Genomic DNA, 16,891 nt, shown 5'->3' on the forward strand with positions numbered 1-16,891 from the left:
AGCTAGTTATGATAACGATTGATGGTGGTGCTCAACGTGTCCGAGGATATTGAGGCGAAAATCCGCCGTCTTAGAGAGCTGGGTAAAGCCAGCGTAGAGCCCGAGGCCCCCAAAACGGCCAAGCCCCCTGTCAAGAAACCACCCAAAAAGCCCCGCCCCGTGGGCAGCATAAGGGAGAGGGAAAGGAAGAGACGCATTCTAATTGGTGCATCGATAGTCATCATCGTGATTTTAATAATTTCTATAGGCGCTTACATCTACATGGAGAACCGGGCCGCCGAGCAGCTCACTCAGGCTAAGAACAAAAAGCTTGCGGAGGTTAACTACTACTTCAAACCCGGGAGCGAGCTTATGAACACGACGTTTGGAAAGAACGCCAGGGACGATTTGATCAGAAAGATAAACTCGGCCCAGAGTGTGGAGGAGGTCGAATCAATAGACGTTAAAGCCGCATACCAGAGTGCCTGGAACCAATATCAGGCTTATCTCGAGAAGCAGCATCAGCTTGAAATGGAGAGGCAGCTCAACCAGACCAAGAAGGAGAAGATAAGTCAGATCGAGGCCCAGTTCAGCCAGCTCCTTGCGATGCCGTTGCCTGACAGCCTTAAGAAGAAGGTGGTTGATTCGATGAACAGCCTCGAGGAGCAGGTCATGAGCGCCACCAGCGAGCAGCAGGTTGAGGCTGTCAACGCGGATCCGTATCTTCTCGAACTCTGGAGGGAGTACTACTACTACATTATCGACATAATCCCGACCCAGAACGTCATCCTGGAGAAGGACAACGTCAAGAAGATAGTCAGCAAATCCGACGCAAAGGCCATCTTGGGAGGCATACTGGACTACAGGGAGCTGATGCAGTACAAGGTCTACAAGGTTGAGTTCGTTGACATCGCCCTCGTCCTCTCGAGGGACAAGATAAACGGCGCCTTCCTCGCTCCGGGGGACAAGATCATGATATTTGCCAAGAACGCGACCAATGCGCCCTTCAAGGAGATAGTGAACGAGGGTTACGTTGAGCTGGTACTCCTCCCAACGGAGGCCGGGACGATTTCTGTCAATGAGGCCCAGACCCAGACCAGCTCATCGAGCACCAGCTCATCGACCCAGTACTCCGAACAGCACGACACTCAGTACACGCCGGGAGATGCTTCCATAACCAACGGCCAGGCAATAAGTGACATCTACTCCAACTCTCAGACCGCCAGCCAGAGCGCCTCCGCCAGCTATACCTACAACGTCGACCTGACCGAGATACTCAAGGCTATAGCTGCCGGAAAGATACAGGCCAGCGAAGACGTCAAGGAGCAGCTCAGGGCCTACGGCTGGGAGATAGTTGACCTTGAGAAAGAATCCGGAATGCTTGTGCTCGATCCCAACACCCAGTTCCTGGTCATAGTGAGGGTTCCTTCAATATTCGTGCCCGACATACTCTCCAACCAGCAGTACATTTACATCGCTAAAGTTGCCACCTGAGGTGATAGCAATGAAACGCCTCGCAGCATCTCTCTTTATTCTTTTGTTAGCTTCATCTCTGGTTAGTGCAGCAACCTACCGTCTTCCCGGCGATACCTACAACAACATAGGTATTATGGGGCAGGTCATGATAAATCTGAACTTTACCATGGTGAACACCGCTCCGTTTCCCAAGTTCATAGTGGTGAACCCGCGTTACGATTTCACCGTCTACAGGCTGGACAACAGCGAGACCATGAATGCAGTACTCGTTGGAGACACGGTTCTCCACAACATATCGAACGTTAAGAAGACCACCCTCAACTACTACACGGGCTTCTGGATAATGCCCTACGAAACCGTTGTCGTCAGCTTCAGGATAACCTCTCACTACTCTTACATAGTCCAGACCATGGACTACGAAACGGTCTGTGGGGATACCGCTAAAATAACCACCGTTGAGTACAACGGGAGTAGCGTTAGCGGCGTGATAGAGGATCTGGACGATATTGGAATAATAAGCTGCGGGGTCATGTATCCTCAGCTCGTAAACACCCCCAAGGTTCTCTACCTGAGGAGCATGTTTCCAATGGTTGATGCCCACATCAAGATCCTCAAGTATGAGGGTGACGTTACCTTCCGCCTTACAAACGTCCCCAACGAGGCGGGAACCTTCAACACGTTCTTCGCCGCCTCGATACCGGTCATATTCGATGGTGCTAGCATGACGGACTTTACCCCTAATTATACAATGACGTACAGAGACTACATGGAGGAGTTCGTGTGGAAGTACAAGGGTCTTAATCCGCCTCAGAAGAGCCAGCCGCAGCCGCTTCCAACGATGCCGGGAATGTTCCAGCTTTCGAGCAGTTTAATCAGCGGTGTTTCAGTTGGGACCCCCGAGATCAACCCGCCCAAGCAGGCAGGTTTCGACTTCCCTGTGTGGATAATATTCATGGGTAAGGGTGTTGATATAACCTATCACGTCAGCTGGAAGAATGAGGGGCGGTGAGCGTTGGTGCCGGATGAGAAGAAAAAGAAGAAGGAGACCATCTCATGGATTGATGAGATACTGAGCGGGGAGGACGACCTCCTTGAGAACGTTCTCAAGGAGGATAAAAAGAAGGAAGAAGAGGAGGAGCACCTTCCCTTTGTGAGAGAGGAGGGTGGTATTGATTTAGAGGAGATCCTCAGCAGACCCTCCCCCGAGGAGGCCATCACCAGCAGACCCACCGGTGCCGATATTCTCGGAGAGATACTCACCAAGGAGGAAGAGGCTCCCAAGGAGAAGCCCAAGCCTGCCCCCAAGCCCAAACCGCCCTCAACCCTTCAGGATATTCTCGGTTCATCGATTCGCCAGGAGGAGCCGACCTACGCGGGGAAGGCCGAGGTTCTAGATGCCTATGGAAACGTCCGTATCCTCCGCGTTAAGGGCGAACCCGTCCCCATATATGAGATACGCCTCCCCAAGCTAAGCCGCGAGGGGGAGGAGCTTTTCAAGAGGATTAAGGACAGAGCGATAACCGAACTTCAGATAGACCCATCTGCCTTTCCAGATATTGAAGAGCGCAGGCGCGTTTTCATGAACGCCGTCAGGAGGATGATAAAGGAGGAGGCTCCCCACTTCTCAGAGGGCAGGGTCGAGGTTCTCACCGAGATGATAGTCCAGTCTATGATAGGCTACGGCAAGCTCGATCCCCTCGTCCGCGATGACAACCTCGAGGAAATCATGGTCATAGGTACCGGCAGGCCCGTTTACGTCTGGCACAGGCGCTTCAATATGTGTAAGACCAACATAGTCTTCCCCGAGGAGAAGGAGATACTCAACATCATCGAGAGGATAGCGAGGGAAGTGGGCAGAAGAATCGACCAGCAGAGTCCACTCCTTGATGCACGCCTCCCTGACGGAAGCCGTGTCAATGCTACCATCCCACCCATCAGCCTCGATGGTCCCACCATAACTATCCGTAAGTTTAAGAAGGATCCGCTCACGATAATCGACCTAATCAAGTATGGGACTATGAACACCGAGATAGCGGCCCTGTTGTGGATATTCGTGGACGGCCTGGGCGTTAAGCCAGCGAACGTTCTCGTCGCGGGAGGTACAGGTTCCGGTAAGACAACAACACTCAACTCCCTTGCCATGTTCATTCCGCCGAGCGAGCGCGTGATAACGATAGAGGACACGGCCGAGCTTCAGCTCCCGGTTGAGCACTGGATCAGGCTAGAGACGAGGCCGCCCAACGTCGAGGGCAAGGGCGAGATAACCATGGACGACCTCGTTAAGAACACCCTTCGTATGCGTCCCGACAGGATCATTGTCGGTGAGGTTCGTGGTCCAGAGGCCAGAACTATGTTCACCGCAATGAACACTGGTCATGACGGCTGTATGGGAACCATACACTCAAACAGCGCGAGGGAAACCATAGTCCGTCTGGAAAGCCCGCCGATGAGCGTTCCCAGGATAATGATACCCGCACTGGACATCATCATTATGCAGGTCAGGTTCCACAGCAGGAAGAAGGGAACCATAAGGCGCATTACAGAGATAGCCGAGATTTCTGGCATTGAGGCCGAAAGCGTCCAGCTCAACAAACTCTACAAGTACGACCCGGCTAAGGATGAGTTGATTCCCACTGGTGTTCCCAGCAGGACACTCAACACACTTGCCCACCACACGGGCATGAGCATATCAGAGCTTGAATTCGAGAAGGAGAAGCGCAGGATAATCTTGGACTGGATGATAGAGCAGGGAATCAGGAGCATCGATAAGGTCGGATACTACATAAGGCAGTTCTACATAGACGAAGAGGCGTTGCTGAAGAGGATTCAGGCAGAGAGCAGCATTGAAACCAGCAAGCAGGTTAAGAATCTGATCTAAGGGTGATAATCGTGGGCGTCGTTAAAGCCATTACCGACTTTTTGGAACGCCTAGGGGGAAAGACGGTAGAGGTCGCTGAGAAGCCCCTGCGCAGAATCCCCCAGGGCAAAAGTGTTCAAGAGAGACTTCGGGCGCTCAAAGAACTGCAGAAGGAAATCGAGAAGGGGAGGGCTGAAGAAGAGAGGGAGAAAGAGATAGAGGAGATCCTGGAATGGAGGAAGAAGGAGATTCAAAAGCCCTTCTCCGAGAGACTTGCAGAGACGGTGCTCCGCTACTTCAAGGGGCCAGTTCAATCGCTCACGAACTCCCTCAAGGGCCTCGACCAGGAGCTCTATCGGGCGAGCATACTGATGCCCCAGGAAAAGTACGTCGCGTTGATGCTGGCGGTTGCGGTGTTTGCGGGCATCTTTGGATTCCTGTTTGCATACCTCTTGTACATCCCACTCGATATGTCGGCCCTCGTGGGATTCCTTGGTTTTGTGGGTGGCTTTATGTATATGCGGTACTATCCGCGCATGGTCTGGAAGCGCAGGGTTGTTGAGGTTGAGAGGGCAATGCCCTACGCCCTGAGGCACATGGCTTCCCTCCTTAGCGCGGGTGTTGGTATATCCGAGGCCCTGCTATCCGTTGCCCGCGCCGATTATGGTGTTATATCTGAGGAGTTTGAGCTCATACTGAGGGATATGAGGACGGGTTCCTCCTTTGAGGATGCCCTCACCAAGTTTGATGAAAAGATGGGCTCCGAGAACGTCAGCCGTGTCGTCAAGCAGATTCTCAGGGCGATAAAGTTCGGCGGAAACCTCTCCGAGATACTCTACAAGCTGGCCGAGGACTTCGCCTTTGAGTACCGGATGAAGCTCATAGAGTACGTCCAGAGGGTCAACGGTATAGCCTTCATCTACATGTTCATGACAATAGTCATGCCCACCATGTTCGTCGTTGGAATACTGGCTGGTTCAGTTATGGCCCAACAACTTATAATGCCCCCCGAAACCCTTGCAGTAATATTGCTCTTCGCCTTCCCGGCGCTATCTTTCATAGTGGTCAATATGATTAAGAAGGGAGAGCCGAGGTGACAATGATGGCGGGAGGATTGTCAGGAGCGTTGATTAAGGTCATTGAGAGGATAGTTCCCAAGCGGTGGATGAGGCGCTACGAGGTGTTCATATACTCCTCGGGAATAAACTTCCTCGCCGCCGAGTACCTCATCGTCTCCCTCCTGGTCGGCATAATCGGCGCTCTCGTCGTTGACTTGTTCTCCACACTAATTTATGCAGTGATAGCATTCATAGCGCTCTTTGCAGGGATGGCCTTTGGTTATCCCTACTGGAAGATCAGCAAACGCATTGATGAGATGGAGAAAATGTTGCCCGATGCTTTCTTCTACCTGGCCAGTTCACTTAGGGCAGGTATATCTTTCTCAGAAGCACTAGAGGAGCTAACGACGGCCAAATTTGGTGCACTGACTGAGGAGTTCAAAAAAACCGTCGCCGAGATAAAGAAGGGTCGTCCAACCGTTGAAGCCCTCAGAGCCTTTGCGATAAGGAACAGAAAATCCCCCGTCATCTACCGTTCAATGATGATCATCATCGAGGCTCTTGAGAGGGGTGCGCCGATGAGCGATGTGCTCGTCTATGTTGGAAACGACGTCAGGGAGATACTCAGGATAAAACAGGAGAGGAAGGCCTCAACGGGCATGCAGGTGATGTTCTTCATAATCACCAGTGGATTCATTGGTCCTCTCATACTCGGCATAGTCGCCCAGGTGATGGTGGCTATGAGCACTGGCAACGTGCAGTTCCCAGTGGAGACCGTGAGGACCATACTGCTGGGATTCGTTGCCCTTCAGGCGATAGTTTCGGGCCTTGGAATCGGCGTTATAAGAGAAGGGAAATACTCAGCAGGCATAAAGTACAGCCTGCTGCTCGTGATAATGGGATTGATGATCTTCCAAGGAGCCTCAGGCCTCAACCTCGCCGTCTGAGGCCTCTTCTTTGGCTTTCTGAATGTCCACTATTTCTACCTCGAAGACGAGGGTCTTTCCGGCCAGCGGATGGTTGAAGTCAAGGGTGACGTTCTCCTCACCGACTTTGGCTATCTTCGCTATCCCCGAGTCGGTCATGACGTACATGCCCTCGATGGGCTCTATGCCGACGTTTGAGAACTCGGTTTTGGCCACTTCAATCACGAGCTCCGGGTTGGGCATGCCGTAGGCCTTCTCCGGGGGTATGGTGATCGTCTTCTTCTCCCCAAGCTCCATGCCGATAAGGGCCTCGTCAAGGCCGGGGATTATCTCACCAACACCGACGTTGACGCCAAGGGGACCGTACTCCCTCTCTTCCACGTATATCTCGTTCTCCTTGGCAATGTCCTCGTAACTTGTATCAAAAACTTCGCCGTTCTCAAACTTTCCGACGTAGTGAAACACCACAAAATCTCCAGCTTCAATCTTCATTTCCTTCAACTCCAAAATTCTCTTCGCCGTAACTACCCGCAAGAACTTATAAACTTTTGGGCATTGATACACAAGAATGTGAAAAAGAGCTCATTCCTCGGGGAGTATGTAGTAAACGTAGTGCGGCCTGTTCGTTACCTCGTCTATGAACACAACCGTCCCGGTCTTGGGGGGCTTGAGGTAGTGAACCTCCCCTTTTCTCGTGGTTACCGCCGCGAAGGCGTCGCCCGTTCTTACCCTGTTCCCCACGTTCGCTATCAGGGTCTTTGTGTATCCCTCCACGGGGAGCAGGAGCAGTTCGTCGCCCTTTTTCAGGTATATTCTCGTCCTTCCGTCAGGGAGCACCAGAACCGCATCCGCGAGCAGCTTTCCCTCAATTCTGTCAACGTAGAGGTAGAACCTGTCGTAAACTTCCTTCGCGAGGAACTTGGAGCCATCCACATCAACGAAGTCGGGAACGGTTTCACCCTTTCTCAACCATACTTCAACGTTCCCGCTGATGATCACGCAGTCTTTTATCGCCTTTCTCCCCTCAATGCACTCCCCGGGGGGAGCCTCAACGTAAAGCCTTGGAACCCTCTCCACCGTCATCACCTGACCTTTACCTATGGGTAAAAGCTTTTAAACCTGCCCTCTATACACTTCCCGATAAAAATGTCCACCAGGGTAAAATTCTTGGCCCTCTCTGGACTGCTGTTTTCACTGATGACGCTCATGATTAATTACAGCGCAACCACATCGAGCGCAGCCAGGGGAAGTTCCGCACCCTGGACCGGCGTCCTTCTTATCCTTCTCGCGATAGTTGGCCTGTTCGTTATCATCGGCGTTCTTCTGGGGTGGAGGGATCCCTTCAGGCGGGATGACGGCGGCGGCTTTGGTTTCCTGACTTACATTGCCGTTGTGTTCGGTGGCATCGTGGGGGGCGTTGTTTTCCGCATGATGAAAAAGCGCTCCCAGGGTTTTCCAGCCAACAATACTCAGGTGAACGCCTCAGTGAACGGTTCGCTTCCCCTTCAGTCCACCACTCAGTCCCCCCTTTACTACAACAACACCTCGCCGATAGCTACGTTTAGGCGACCCCTGCCGTCCCAGTACCTTCTCTATGCCATCCTTGTGGGTGCAATAGTGGTCTTTGCCTACCTTGCCGTGATTCAGTACCGCGAATACCTGCAGAAAAAGGAGCGTAAGGAGATGAAGCTCCGTGCCGAGCTGTTCGATAAGAAGCTTGATGAGCTCGGACTTGAGATGTTCGAGAACCCCAGGGAGGCCATCGTTGGTATATACAAAAACGCCGTCCTCTGGCTTGAGTACCTCGGAATTCCGTACCAGGAGAGCTGGACACACTGGGAACACGCAGAGCATGTGAGGTACATGCACGATGCCTTCGTCGAGCTGACGCGGCTCTTCGAAAAAGCCAAATACGCTCCCGAGAAAATAACATGGGATGATGCCAAGAGGGCCCTTAGGGTCTATCGGGAGATGAGGAGGGGCGTGAATGAGGTTTAATTATGCCCTTGCAATAGCCGTGATCCCGTTGCTGATGGCTATAGTTGCCGGCTCCTATCTGGTTAGATGGCTCGCCGTTCTGGTGCTGGGTGTCCTTCTGGCGTTCATCCTCTTTGGATTTGAAATACACGTTCCTCTTCCCAAGCGGGAAAGGCTGGGGAAGGTCGAGAGAAAAACCGACGTTGAGAGGGTAGTGACGCTCATAGAGCGCGCCAAGAAGGGGAAGGTCGCCCGCTCCCTTCTCGAGGAGAAGATAGTGGGAATATACGCCACGCTCTCCGACGATTATAACAAGTCTTTTCATTCCCTCACCTCCGAGCCCAACGAGGCAATCGAAGCCCTCCGTTCAGAGGGGGATTTTCTCGATAACCTTGAAAAGGCCTTAAAAATCCTGGAGGAGGATCTCCATGAAAATAGAAGAGGTAAGTTCCAAGGGTAATGCCGTCCTTGAGGAGGTCAAGAAAGCGATAGTCGGAAAGGACGAGGTACTGAAGCTCATACTGACGACGATTCTGGCCGATGGGCACATACTCCTAGAAGACCTGCCCGGTTTAGCAAAGACGCTCATGGCGAAGAGCTTTGCAACTGCCCTGGGGGTCAGGTTCAAGCGCGTCCAGTTCACACCGGACTTACTCCCCAGCGATATCCTGGGCGTCAGCGTTTTCAACCAGAAGACCCTTGAGTTCGAGTTTAAGAGGGGCCCAATCTTCACGAACATACTCCTTGCCGATGAGATAAACCGTGCCCCGCCAAAGACCCAGTCCGCTTTACTTGAGGCCATGCAGGAGAGGCAGGTCACCGTTGAGGGGAGCACATACGAGCTGGAGAGGCCTTTCATAGTCATTGCCACCCAGAACCCGATAGAGCAAGAAGGAACGTATCCGCTCCCGGAGGCCCAGCTGGACAGGTTCCTCGTCAGGCTCCGCGTTGGCTATCCGAGCAGGGGAGAGGAGATAGAGATACTCCGGAGGAGGATGGCCAGGAAGAAGGAGGAGGTCGATATAACGCCAATCCTGACCCCCGAGGAAGTCGTTGAGATGCAGAGGGCGATAGAGGACGTCTACGTCAGCGACGCGATCCTGGAGTACATAACCGATGTAGTCCTCGCGACGAGGGAGAACAAGAAGGAGATAGAGGTCGGAGCCTCACCCAGGGGAAGCCTTGCCCTGCTCAAGCTCTCCAGGGCCTATGCCGCACTTGAGGGCAGGGACTACGTTATCCCCGACGATGTAAAGGCCGTCGCCGTTCCAGCGCTGAGCCACAGGCTCATCCTCAAGAGGGAGCTGTGGTACACGAAGGTCAGCCAGGAGAGCATAATGGAGAAGCTCCTTGAGCGCGTTCCGGTCCCCAAGTTTGAGTGAGGTGAAAAGGTGCAGGCCCAGCCCCCGCTATACGGCACCACTCACGTTGAGGAGAGGGAGGAGGCGCCTACCGACGAGATGCTCCCAACGGAGAAGGCAGAGGAGATTCTCATCGCCCTCTGGCTAATCGTTATGTTCGCCTTCCTCCTCCTGCGCTGGGAGATGGTGTATCTGACGCTCCCGGCAATATGGCTTCTGTTTATAGCCGTGTTCTTCTTCAAGCCGCGCCTCAACGTCGAGATTGAGCGGATAATACCCCACAACCGCTTCCTTGAGGGGACTGAGATCGAGATAGTCCTCAGGATCAAGTCCCATGAGAGAATACCCACCCTGAAGATCACCGAGGACATTCCCCCAGGCTTAGAGCTGGTGGAGGGGCAGAGGGAGCACGTCCTCTCCCTCCGGCCGGGAGAGGAGAGGGAGATAAGGTACAGGGTTCGCGTTAAGCGCGGAATCCACGAGTTCAACTGGGTGAGGCTGAGCTACCGCGATCCCTTCGGCTTCTTCAGGGTTGACAGGAAGGTTGACGTCTACAGCGAGATAGTGGGCGTTCCGATAATTACTGACGTCCCAACGCCCTACTCTACCAGGGGAACCAAGATAACCGTCGGTCCGCTCCCTTCGCCGAGGGTCGGTGAGGGGGTTGAGTTCCACGCGATCAGGGATTACCAGCCGGGAGACCCTCTCAAGATAATCAACTGGAAGGCCACCGCGAGGACGGGCAGGATAATGGCCAACGAGTACGAGAGCGAGAGAAAAGTAGACGTCGTCTTCATCGTCGATGCCTCCTACACCGGCACTCTCGTCTTTGACCATCTGATTAGAGCAACCGCTTCCCTCATGCTCAACGCCCTCAATAACGGGACAAGCTTTGGCCTTCTCCTGGCCGAAGACGTTCCGCTCTGGATCCGCGTTGATTACGGCAAAAGGCACTTCTTCAAGTGCATAGACTTCCTGAGCACGGCAAAGCCCGATAAGAACAACATGATAGCCTACCAGGTCGAGCACCTGATAAAGGCACGCTTCCCGGCTAAAGCCCAGCTGTTATACTTCTCCCCCCTCCTCACAGAGGAGAGCCAGGAGGCGCTTAAAATAATGGCCCGGTACGGCTACAACGTCGTGGTCATAAGCCCGAATCCTTACACCGCCGTCGAGCCGAAGAGTCGCGAGGAGGAGCTGGCGGTGAAGCTACTGACGCTTCAGAGGCGTGCGATGCTCATGAAGATGTCTGCCTACGGCATCATCATCGACTGGGACGTCAGAAAGCCCCTTGAGGCTGCTATTGCGGAGGTGGTTGGGCTGTGAAGATTAAGAGAAGGCTATACTCCATCATCCCATTGATTCCCCTCTTCGTACTCCTTGGGATGCGTGACATCAGAACACTCCTGCTGGTACCGCTGGCCCTCATGGCCGTCCAGTGGTACTTCATCGGTGTCCTTTTCCTTTTGGCTACTGCAGTCTTCCTCATCTACACAAGAACTGGAGGCCTCTACGGTCTAACGGTGATTGCGCTGACGGTTCTTGCCCTTGAAATGGGCTACCTGGACAGGGAGCATGCCCCAAGGGAGCACTACCTCATCCTCCTTGCGGCGGTTGCGATGTCCTTCCCGACCTACCTGCTGATGTCGATGCTCTCCCCCGCACTCCCGAGGTTTGAGGTAACTGCACTGGCCGCACTGCTCCTTGTGGTGCTGTACCTCTTTGCCCGGTTTGTGGCCTCTTAGATGCTCCAGCTCCCCGTTTTTTTCAGAACTTCCCTCGCACTCTCCAGTCCTTTTTTAACGCACTCCTCAACTCCTTTTTCCCTAGAGTACATGGCCAGAAAGCCACCTGCGAAGGCATCTCCAGCCCCGGTGGGGTCAACGATTTCCTCGGGGCTTATGGGGAGTGCCGAAAACTCCCTGAAGGTTCCATCGTAGACGAGAACCCCCCTCTCACCGCGCGTTATAACGACCAGCTTCGCCCCCCACCCGTGCAGTATTTTGGCGGCTTCTTCCACGGTTTTGGCTTTTGTTATCGTTAAAGCTTCCCTCTCGTTTGGAAAGAGGACCTCCACCCGCGATGCTATCTCCATCATAAGTCCGGTTTTCTTCTCGTAGTCCTTCATGTAGGTTGGGTTGAAATCAAGGCTTACCCTCTTGCCTTCCAGCCTTTTTAAGGCCTTGAGCTGTTCTTCCGGTGGAATAGGGGCTATGTGGAACAACCTCGCGTTCATATACTCCTCAGGAATCGGGGTCTCGCCCATTTTCTGAGCGACTCCCATATCAACAGGGGCATCAACGCTTCCGTCCTCGTGGTAAATCATGTATATGTGAATCGTCCTGCCGGGCAGGATTTGAACGCCCTTGATGTCGAGGATTGAGGCGAGCTTTTCGAGCCATTCCTTCGGAAAGTCCTCCCCAACTTTGGTTATCAAACCAACACTCGCACCGGCCAGCGCCGCCGAAGTGGCAACCGCTGCGGCCGCACCACCGGGGTATACTATCTCCTCCCTTCCCGGAAACCGTATGTGGTCTATCGAGACGTGGCCGAGCACCGCCAGGTCAAGCTTCATGATCATCACCAGCACTTGCTTTTCAGGGACTTGTGTCCATCCCTTTAAGCGATTTCCGGTTGGAGTAATCGGCTTCTACCCACACGTTTAGATGAACATCGAAAAGGTTAAAAGCGCCGAAGGGATAGATTTTATCAAAGAAAAATGGGGTGGTTTCCATGGAAAGCGTTTTCCAGAACGAGACCGTCAGGGAGATACTTACGAGATACCGCCGCATCTGGGCGATAGGCCACGCCCAGAGCGTCCTCGGCTGGGACATGGAGGTCAACATGCCGAAGGAGGGTATCCTTGAGCGCTCCGTTGCCCAGGGCGAGCTCTCCGTCCTCAGCCAGGAGTTCCTCCTCAAGCCGGACTTCGTCGAGCTCGTTGAGAAGGCGAAGGGACTTGAGCTCAACGAGTACGAGCGCGGTGTTATTAGAGTCCTCGACCGCTCGATAAGAATAAGCCGCTCGTTCCCGCCGGAGTTCCTGAGGGAGATGAGCGAGGTGACCAGCCAGGCAACCAAGGCCTGGGAGGAGGCAAAAAAGGCCGATGACTACTCCAAGTTCGAGCCCTGGTTGGACAGGATTATAGACCTTGCGAAGCGCGCCGCAGACTACCTTGGCTACGAAGACGAGCCCTATGACGCTCTCCTCGACATGTTTGAGGAGGGAACAACTACCAAAGACGTCGAGAAGATGTTCGACAGGCTGGAGAAGGAGCTGAAACCGCTCGTTGAGAAGATAATGGAAGAAGGTAAAGTCCCGCAGAGCCACCCGCTTGAGAAGGAGAGCTATGAGAAGGAGCGGATGGAGAAGGTCAACCGCTGGATTCTGGAGAAGTTCGGCTTCCCGCTCGGCGTTCGTTCAAGGCTTGACGTATCCGCCCACCCGTTCACAACGGAGTTCGGGATAAGGGACGTCAGGATAACCACGCGCTACGAGGGCTACGACTTCAGGAGAACGATTTTGAGCACCGTCCATGAGTTCGGGCATGCACTCTACGAGCTCCAGCAGGACGAGAGGTTCATGTTCAGCCCGATAGTTGGTGGTGTCAGCCTTGGAATCCACGAGAGCCAGAGCAGGTTCTGGGAGAACATCATCGGCCGCTCAAGGGAGTTCGCGGGGCTGATTTACCCTGTCCTGAAGGAGAACCTGCCCTTCATGTCTGGTTATACCCCGGAGGACGTCTACCTCTACTTCAACATGGTTCGTCCGGACTTCATAAGAACGGAAGCTGACGTCGTCACCTACAACTTCCACATACTCCTCCGCTTCAAACTCGAGAGAATGATGCTCAACGAGGGCGTTAAGGCAAAAGACCTTCCGGAGCTCTGGAACGACGAGATGGAGAACCTCCTCGGCATAAGACCCAAGAGCTACGTCGAGGGAATCCTTCAGGACATCCACTGGGCCCACGGAACGGTCGGCTACTTCCCGACCTACAGCATCGGAACGCTCCTCTCGGCCCAGATATACTACCATATGAAGAGAGACATCCCGAACTTCGAGGAAAAGGTCGCGAAGGCCGAGTTCGAGCCGATAAAGGCCTGGCTCAGGGAGAAGATACACCGCTGGGGAAGCATCTACCCGCCGAAGGAGCTTCTTAAGAAGGCCATCGGCGAAGAGCTGAACCCGGACTACTTCATAAGGTGGGTGAGGGAGAGGTATCTGTGATCTGCCCCATTTCTATTTTTAGTGAGATCGAGTGATAGAAGAGAGACTTCGTGAGGAATTTGAACTTGATGTTTAACATCATGGACTTATTTGATTTCAATCATTCAGAGGCTCCTCCTTTAGTATCATGCTCGCATGATTTATGGCTGCCACTATGTCTTCCTTTGTAAGTCCGGGATAGTTTTACCATTATTTCCCCAAAGCTCCAGCAGTTGGCGAGGAGAAGTGGAGAATAATGCTTAAATATGATGCATGCACACAATGTATTGGTGGGAACATGGTCAAGACGATAACCATTTCGGATGATGTTTACAACGAACTCGTCCGGATTAAGGGTAAAAAATCCTTCAGCGAGCTGTTTAGGGAGCTCTTAAGGGAAAGAAAGGGAAACGTCGACGCCCTGCGTCACCTGCGAGGTATATTGAATGAGGAGGAGTACCGGGAAACAAAGAGGAAGCTCAAAGAGATTGAGGAGGAGTTTGAAAAATGGGGGCAGTCCTTGACACAAACGTGATAATCGAGATCGCTAGGGGCAACGATGAAGTCTTTGAAAAAGTCACTGCCTTGGACAACACCTTCTACATAACCTCGATATCCAAGTTCGAGATTCTCCTCGGGATGCCTAAAAAAGATGAGCTTATATGGCTTGAAACGCTTATCGAGCTCCCCTTTGATGGGAAATGTGCCGAAATGGTCTCGTATCTCCATAAAAAACTGCGGGAAAAGGGAAGCCCCATGTCCTTTAGGGACCTGTTCATAGCCTCAATTGCGATTGTCAATGGCCTGCCGATAATAACCTTGGACAGTGACTTTGAGGTTTTGAAGGAATTGGGCTTTGAAGTCTACATCATTTAGGCTCTCCGATCCACCCCACCGGTTCAACTTCTATCGCCGCAACTCCATATTTCCTCTCCTTCTCCCCCGAATAGAAGCGCCTGTAAACCTTAACGCCCTCTTCGATGCTCTCTACGCCTGGAAGAACGTTCTCCAATCCCTCCTTCTCCAGCATCTCCCTGAAGGAGGAGTAAACCCTCACGTCCTTCACTACACACATCAGCTTGTTCTCGAAGATTATCGTGTCTCCTGGCTTAATTTCCTGCCTCTTTTCGTCGTATAAGCGTCCCTCAACCTTCTTTCTGCCCTCGGCTATGGCCCTGAGGTACTCCTCCTGAAGTCCCATTCGCCAGGTTGCCATGGAACCACCTCACAGGAGGGTTCTGACGATGGCGGGACTTATCTTTATCAGCCTTGCGAGGAGCTTCGGCCTCTTAAGGATTGCCTTCGCCGTCTTCACGTGGTCATCGAAGTCGGCCTGCTCCTCTATGACCTCCCTCGCCTCCGGACTTCCGAGGACCTCAAAGACCCTCTCGATGTCGTCCTGGCCCATGCCCTTGAAGACTTTTCTGAACCTTAGACCGAAGCCTATCTGTCTCTTCACGAAGGAGCAGCCCTTCTCGTAGTCCCTGAGCCTTCCGTCAAGGAGGGCCCTCCTTAGCGCATGGGCGCAGAACATGCCGTAAACTATTCCTCCAGCGGTGGTCGGCTTTATCTGCAGCGCCGCATCTCCAACGAGCGCAACGTTATCTTTAACCCAGGGTTTCCTCCAGCCAAAGCCGACACTTCCAGCTTTGAACTCGACTATCGAGGTTGGCTTCAGCATCCTTATTCTCAAGAACCTGTGAAAAGCATCGAGGCTCCCGAAGGTTCCGACCCTGGCGACTCTCTCACTCACCGGTGCCACCCAGAAGAAGAACTCCGGGTTTATATCCCGGTTCACCCAGACCTCGACGAAGTCAGGATTGAAATTCCCAACCACCTCGGCCTCGTAGCCGCTCAGGAATTCACCTTTTGTCTGGGCCCCTATCGCCTTGGCTACGGTGCTGTTCACACCGTCGGCCCCGATGTAGAAGTCCGCCTCGATCTCAATCCTCTCCCCAAACCTCTGAAGGACGGCCTTTCCGTTTTTGAATCCCTGAAAGGTCGTCGCCATGTAGTAGTCCACGCCCTTCCCCACGGCCCTCTCTGCCAGCCACCTCTCAAGAGCCTTTCTGTCCACGAGGTAAGCCTGCGGCGATTTTCTCTCTATCTCAAAGCTCTGTATTCGCGAGTAGAAAACCGCCCCGCGGAGCTTGTTCAAAACGGCACTCTCCGGAAGACCGAGCCTCTCATAGTTCTCGGCCCCTATTATGCCAGTGCATGCTTTCCCCCCTAAGGAGCCCTTTCTCTCGACAACAGCGACCTTGAAGTCCCTCGCGAGCAGGTTGGCGAGGTAGTTGCCAACCGGTCCGCCGCCGATGATAAGAACGTCGTACCTCATCCTCACCCACCGAGGGGAGTGCGTTTTAAAACCTAAAAACCTAACCTTTTCGGTGATAGCATGAAGGTTCTCATCACTGGATTTGAGCCCTTCGGCGGCGAGGAGATAAACCCCTCCTGGGAGGCCGTTTCGGGGCTTCCGGATGAGATTGATGGGGCAGAGATAATAAAGCGACAGCTCCCGGTGACCTTCAACGGCGTCAGAAAGATTTTACCGAGGCTCATCATGGAGGAAAGACCGGACGTTGTGATTCTGACTGGACAGGCGGGGGGCAGGCCCAACATAACCGTCGAACGCGTTGCGATAAACGTCATGGACAGCAAGATGCCGGACAACAAGGGGTTTGCCCCGGAAGATGAGCCAGTATTTGAGGGCGCTCCTGCCGCGTACTTTGCAACACTCCCTATAAAGGCCATCGTGAGAGCTTTGAGGGAGGCAAAGATCCCCGCGGGAATCTCCAACACTGCTGGCACCTATGTCTGCAATACCGCAATGTTCACGGCGCTCCACACGATAGCCGTCGCTGGAATGGAAACCAAGGCTGGCTTCATCCACGTCCCCTTCAGCCACGAACAGGCCTTGGAAAAGCCGAGACCCTCTATGGCCGTTGAAACAATAGGGAAGGCCTTTGAGGTCGCCATCAGAACCTCCTTGCGGGGCTGATAAGCTTTTTAAACCGGCCCCCTCAACCTTCTTACAGAACCCCTAGA

Annotated in this window: 19 protein-coding genes; 14 read left to right on the forward strand and 5 right to left on the reverse strand. The window is 53.4% G+C overall.

Features of this window, described 5'->3' with window-relative positions:
- Nucleotides 1-36: 36 nt before the first annotated feature.
- From E3E25_RS08695 to E3E25_RS08715, 5 genes are read left to right on the forward strand one after another with little or no spacing between them, the layout of a single operon-like run.
- Nucleotides 37-1,473 (forward strand): DUF515 domain-containing protein, encoded by a 1,437-nt coding sequence (locus tag E3E25_RS08695; RefSeq protein ID WP_167892906.1) that lies wholly within the window; start codon nt 37-39, stop codon nt 1,471-1,473.
- Between the two features lie 10 nt (nt 1,474-1,483).
- On the forward strand, nt 1,484-2,464 hold the full coding sequence (locus tag E3E25_RS08700) for a hypothetical protein (RefSeq protein ID WP_167892907.1): 981 nt from the start codon (nt 1,484-1,486) through the stop codon (nt 2,462-2,464).
- A 6-nt stretch (nt 2,465-2,470) separates the two neighbouring features.
- Nucleotides 2,471-4,333, forward strand: coding sequence for a CpaF family protein (locus E3E25_RS08705; RefSeq protein WP_167892908.1), 1,863 nt, complete (start codon nt 2,471-2,473; stop codon nt 4,331-4,333).
- An 11-nt stretch (nt 4,334-4,344) separates the two neighbouring features.
- On the forward strand, nt 4,345-5,409 hold the full coding sequence (locus E3E25_RS08710; RefSeq protein ID WP_167892909.1) for a type II secretion system F family protein: 1,065 nt from the start codon (nt 4,345-4,347) through the stop codon (nt 5,407-5,409).
- A gap of 2 nt (nt 5,410-5,411) precedes the next feature.
- Entirely contained in the window at nt 5,412-6,317 is a 906-nt protein-coding gene (locus tag E3E25_RS08715) for a type II secretion system F family protein (RefSeq protein ID WP_206204704.1), read from the forward strand.
- Here the strand turns inward: E3E25_RS08715 and E3E25_RS08720 are convergent.
- The gene (locus E3E25_RS08720; protein ID WP_167893150.1) at nt 6,294-6,788 is read right to left on the reverse strand and encodes a peptidylprolyl isomerase; all 495 of its coding nucleotides are present in this window, start codon (nt 6,786-6,788) and stop codon (nt 6,294-6,296) included. The two genes, E3E25_RS08715 and E3E25_RS08720, sit on opposite strands and share 24 nt — an antisense overlap.
- A gap of 90 nt (nt 6,789-6,878) precedes the next feature.
- Nucleotides 6,879-7,373 carry a DUF2118 domain-containing protein gene (locus E3E25_RS08725; protein WP_167893151.1) on the reverse strand — a complete coding sequence of 165 codons (495 nt, stop codon included), beginning with the start codon at nt 7,371-7,373 and terminating at the stop codon, nt 6,879-6,881.
- 69 nt (nt 7,374-7,442) lie between these two features.
- Between E3E25_RS08725 and E3E25_RS08730 the strand changes: the two genes are divergently transcribed.
- The 5 genes from E3E25_RS08730 (at nt 7,443) to E3E25_RS08750 (ending at nt 11,379) form a co-directional block, all read left to right on the forward strand.
- The gene (locus E3E25_RS08730; protein WP_167892911.1) at nt 7,443-8,294 is read left to right on the forward strand and encodes a DUF4129 domain-containing protein; all 852 of its coding nucleotides are present in this window, start codon (nt 7,443-7,445) and stop codon (nt 8,292-8,294) included.
- Nucleotides 8,284-8,733: a hypothetical protein gene (locus tag E3E25_RS08735; RefSeq protein WP_167892912.1), complete on the forward strand. Its 450-nt coding sequence runs from the start codon at nt 8,284-8,286 to the stop codon at nt 8,731-8,733. Before E3E25_RS08730 ends, E3E25_RS08735 begins: the two co-directional genes overlap by 11 nt.
- Nucleotides 8,702-9,655, forward strand: coding sequence for a MoxR family ATPase (locus E3E25_RS08740; RefSeq protein ID WP_167892913.1), 954 nt, complete (start codon nt 8,702-8,704; stop codon nt 9,653-9,655). Before E3E25_RS08735 ends, E3E25_RS08740 begins: the two co-directional genes overlap by 32 nt.
- A gap of 78 nt (nt 9,656-9,733) precedes the next feature.
- A complete protein-coding gene (locus tag E3E25_RS08745; RefSeq protein ID WP_167893152.1) occupies nt 9,734-10,960 on the forward strand; it encodes a DUF58 domain-containing protein in 1,227 nt (408 codons plus the stop codon).
- Nucleotides 10,957-11,379 carry a hypothetical protein gene (locus E3E25_RS08750; RefSeq protein WP_167892914.1) on the forward strand — a complete coding sequence of 141 codons (423 nt, stop codon included), beginning with the start codon at nt 10,957-10,959 and terminating at the stop codon, nt 11,377-11,379. Before E3E25_RS08745 ends, E3E25_RS08750 begins: the two co-directional genes overlap by 4 nt.
- Here E3E25_RS08750 and E3E25_RS08755 read toward each other — a convergent pair.
- A complete protein-coding gene (locus tag E3E25_RS08755) occupies nt 11,376-12,209 on the reverse strand; it encodes a carbohydrate kinase family protein (protein WP_167893153.1) in 834 nt (277 codons plus the stop codon). The two genes, E3E25_RS08750 and E3E25_RS08755, sit on opposite strands and share 4 nt — an antisense overlap.
- Before the next feature lie 158 nt (nt 12,210-12,367).
- Here E3E25_RS08755 and E3E25_RS08760 point away from each other — a divergent pair, with 158 nt between their 5' ends.
- The 3 genes from E3E25_RS08760 to E3E25_RS08770 all read left to right on the forward strand — a co-directional run bounded on the left by E3E25_RS08760 (nt 12,368) and on the right by E3E25_RS08770 (nt 14,719).
- Nucleotides 12,368-13,864 (forward strand): carboxypeptidase M32, encoded by a 1,497-nt coding sequence (locus tag E3E25_RS08760; RefSeq protein ID WP_167892915.1) that lies wholly within the window; start codon nt 12,368-12,370, stop codon nt 13,862-13,864.
- A 277-nt stretch (nt 13,865-14,141) separates the two neighbouring features.
- Complete coding sequence (locus E3E25_RS08765) at nt 14,142-14,378, forward strand: antitoxin VapB family protein (protein ID WP_167892916.1); 237 nt, start codon at nt 14,142-14,144, stop codon at nt 14,376-14,378.
- Nucleotides 14,351-14,719 (forward strand): type II toxin-antitoxin system VapC family toxin, encoded by a 369-nt coding sequence (locus E3E25_RS08770; protein WP_167892917.1) that lies wholly within the window; start codon nt 14,351-14,353, stop codon nt 14,717-14,719. The genes E3E25_RS08765 and E3E25_RS08770 overlap by 28 nt, the downstream gene beginning before the upstream one ends.
- On the opposite strand, the gene E3E25_RS08775 is transcribed toward E3E25_RS08770, so the two are convergent.
- Together E3E25_RS08775 and E3E25_RS08780 are read right to left on the reverse strand one after the other, a co-directional pair.
- Nucleotides 14,712-15,059 carry an ASCH domain-containing protein gene (locus E3E25_RS08775; protein ID WP_167892918.1) on the reverse strand — a complete coding sequence of 116 codons (348 nt, stop codon included), beginning with the start codon at nt 15,057-15,059 and terminating at the stop codon, nt 14,712-14,714. The two genes, E3E25_RS08770 and E3E25_RS08775, sit on opposite strands and share 8 nt — an antisense overlap.
- Nucleotides 15,060-15,068: 9 nt before the next feature.
- Nucleotides 15,069-16,181 carry an NAD(P)/FAD-dependent oxidoreductase gene (locus tag E3E25_RS08780; RefSeq protein WP_167892919.1) on the reverse strand — a complete coding sequence of 371 codons (1,113 nt, stop codon included), beginning with the start codon at nt 16,179-16,181 and terminating at the stop codon, nt 15,069-15,071.
- 60 nt (nt 16,182-16,241) lie between these two features.
- On the opposite strand from E3E25_RS08780, the gene pcp reads away from it, so the two are divergent.
- Nucleotides 16,242-16,844: a pyroglutamyl-peptidase I gene (gene pcp / locus E3E25_RS08785; protein ID WP_167892920.1), complete on the forward strand. Its 603-nt coding sequence runs from the start codon at nt 16,242-16,244 to the stop codon at nt 16,842-16,844.
- Nucleotides 16,845-16,891 lie beyond the last annotated feature (47 nt).

This window comes from Thermococcus sp. MAR1, from assembly GCF_012027305.1.
GTDB lineage: Archaea > Methanobacteriota_B > Thermococci > Thermococcales > Thermococcaceae > Thermococcus.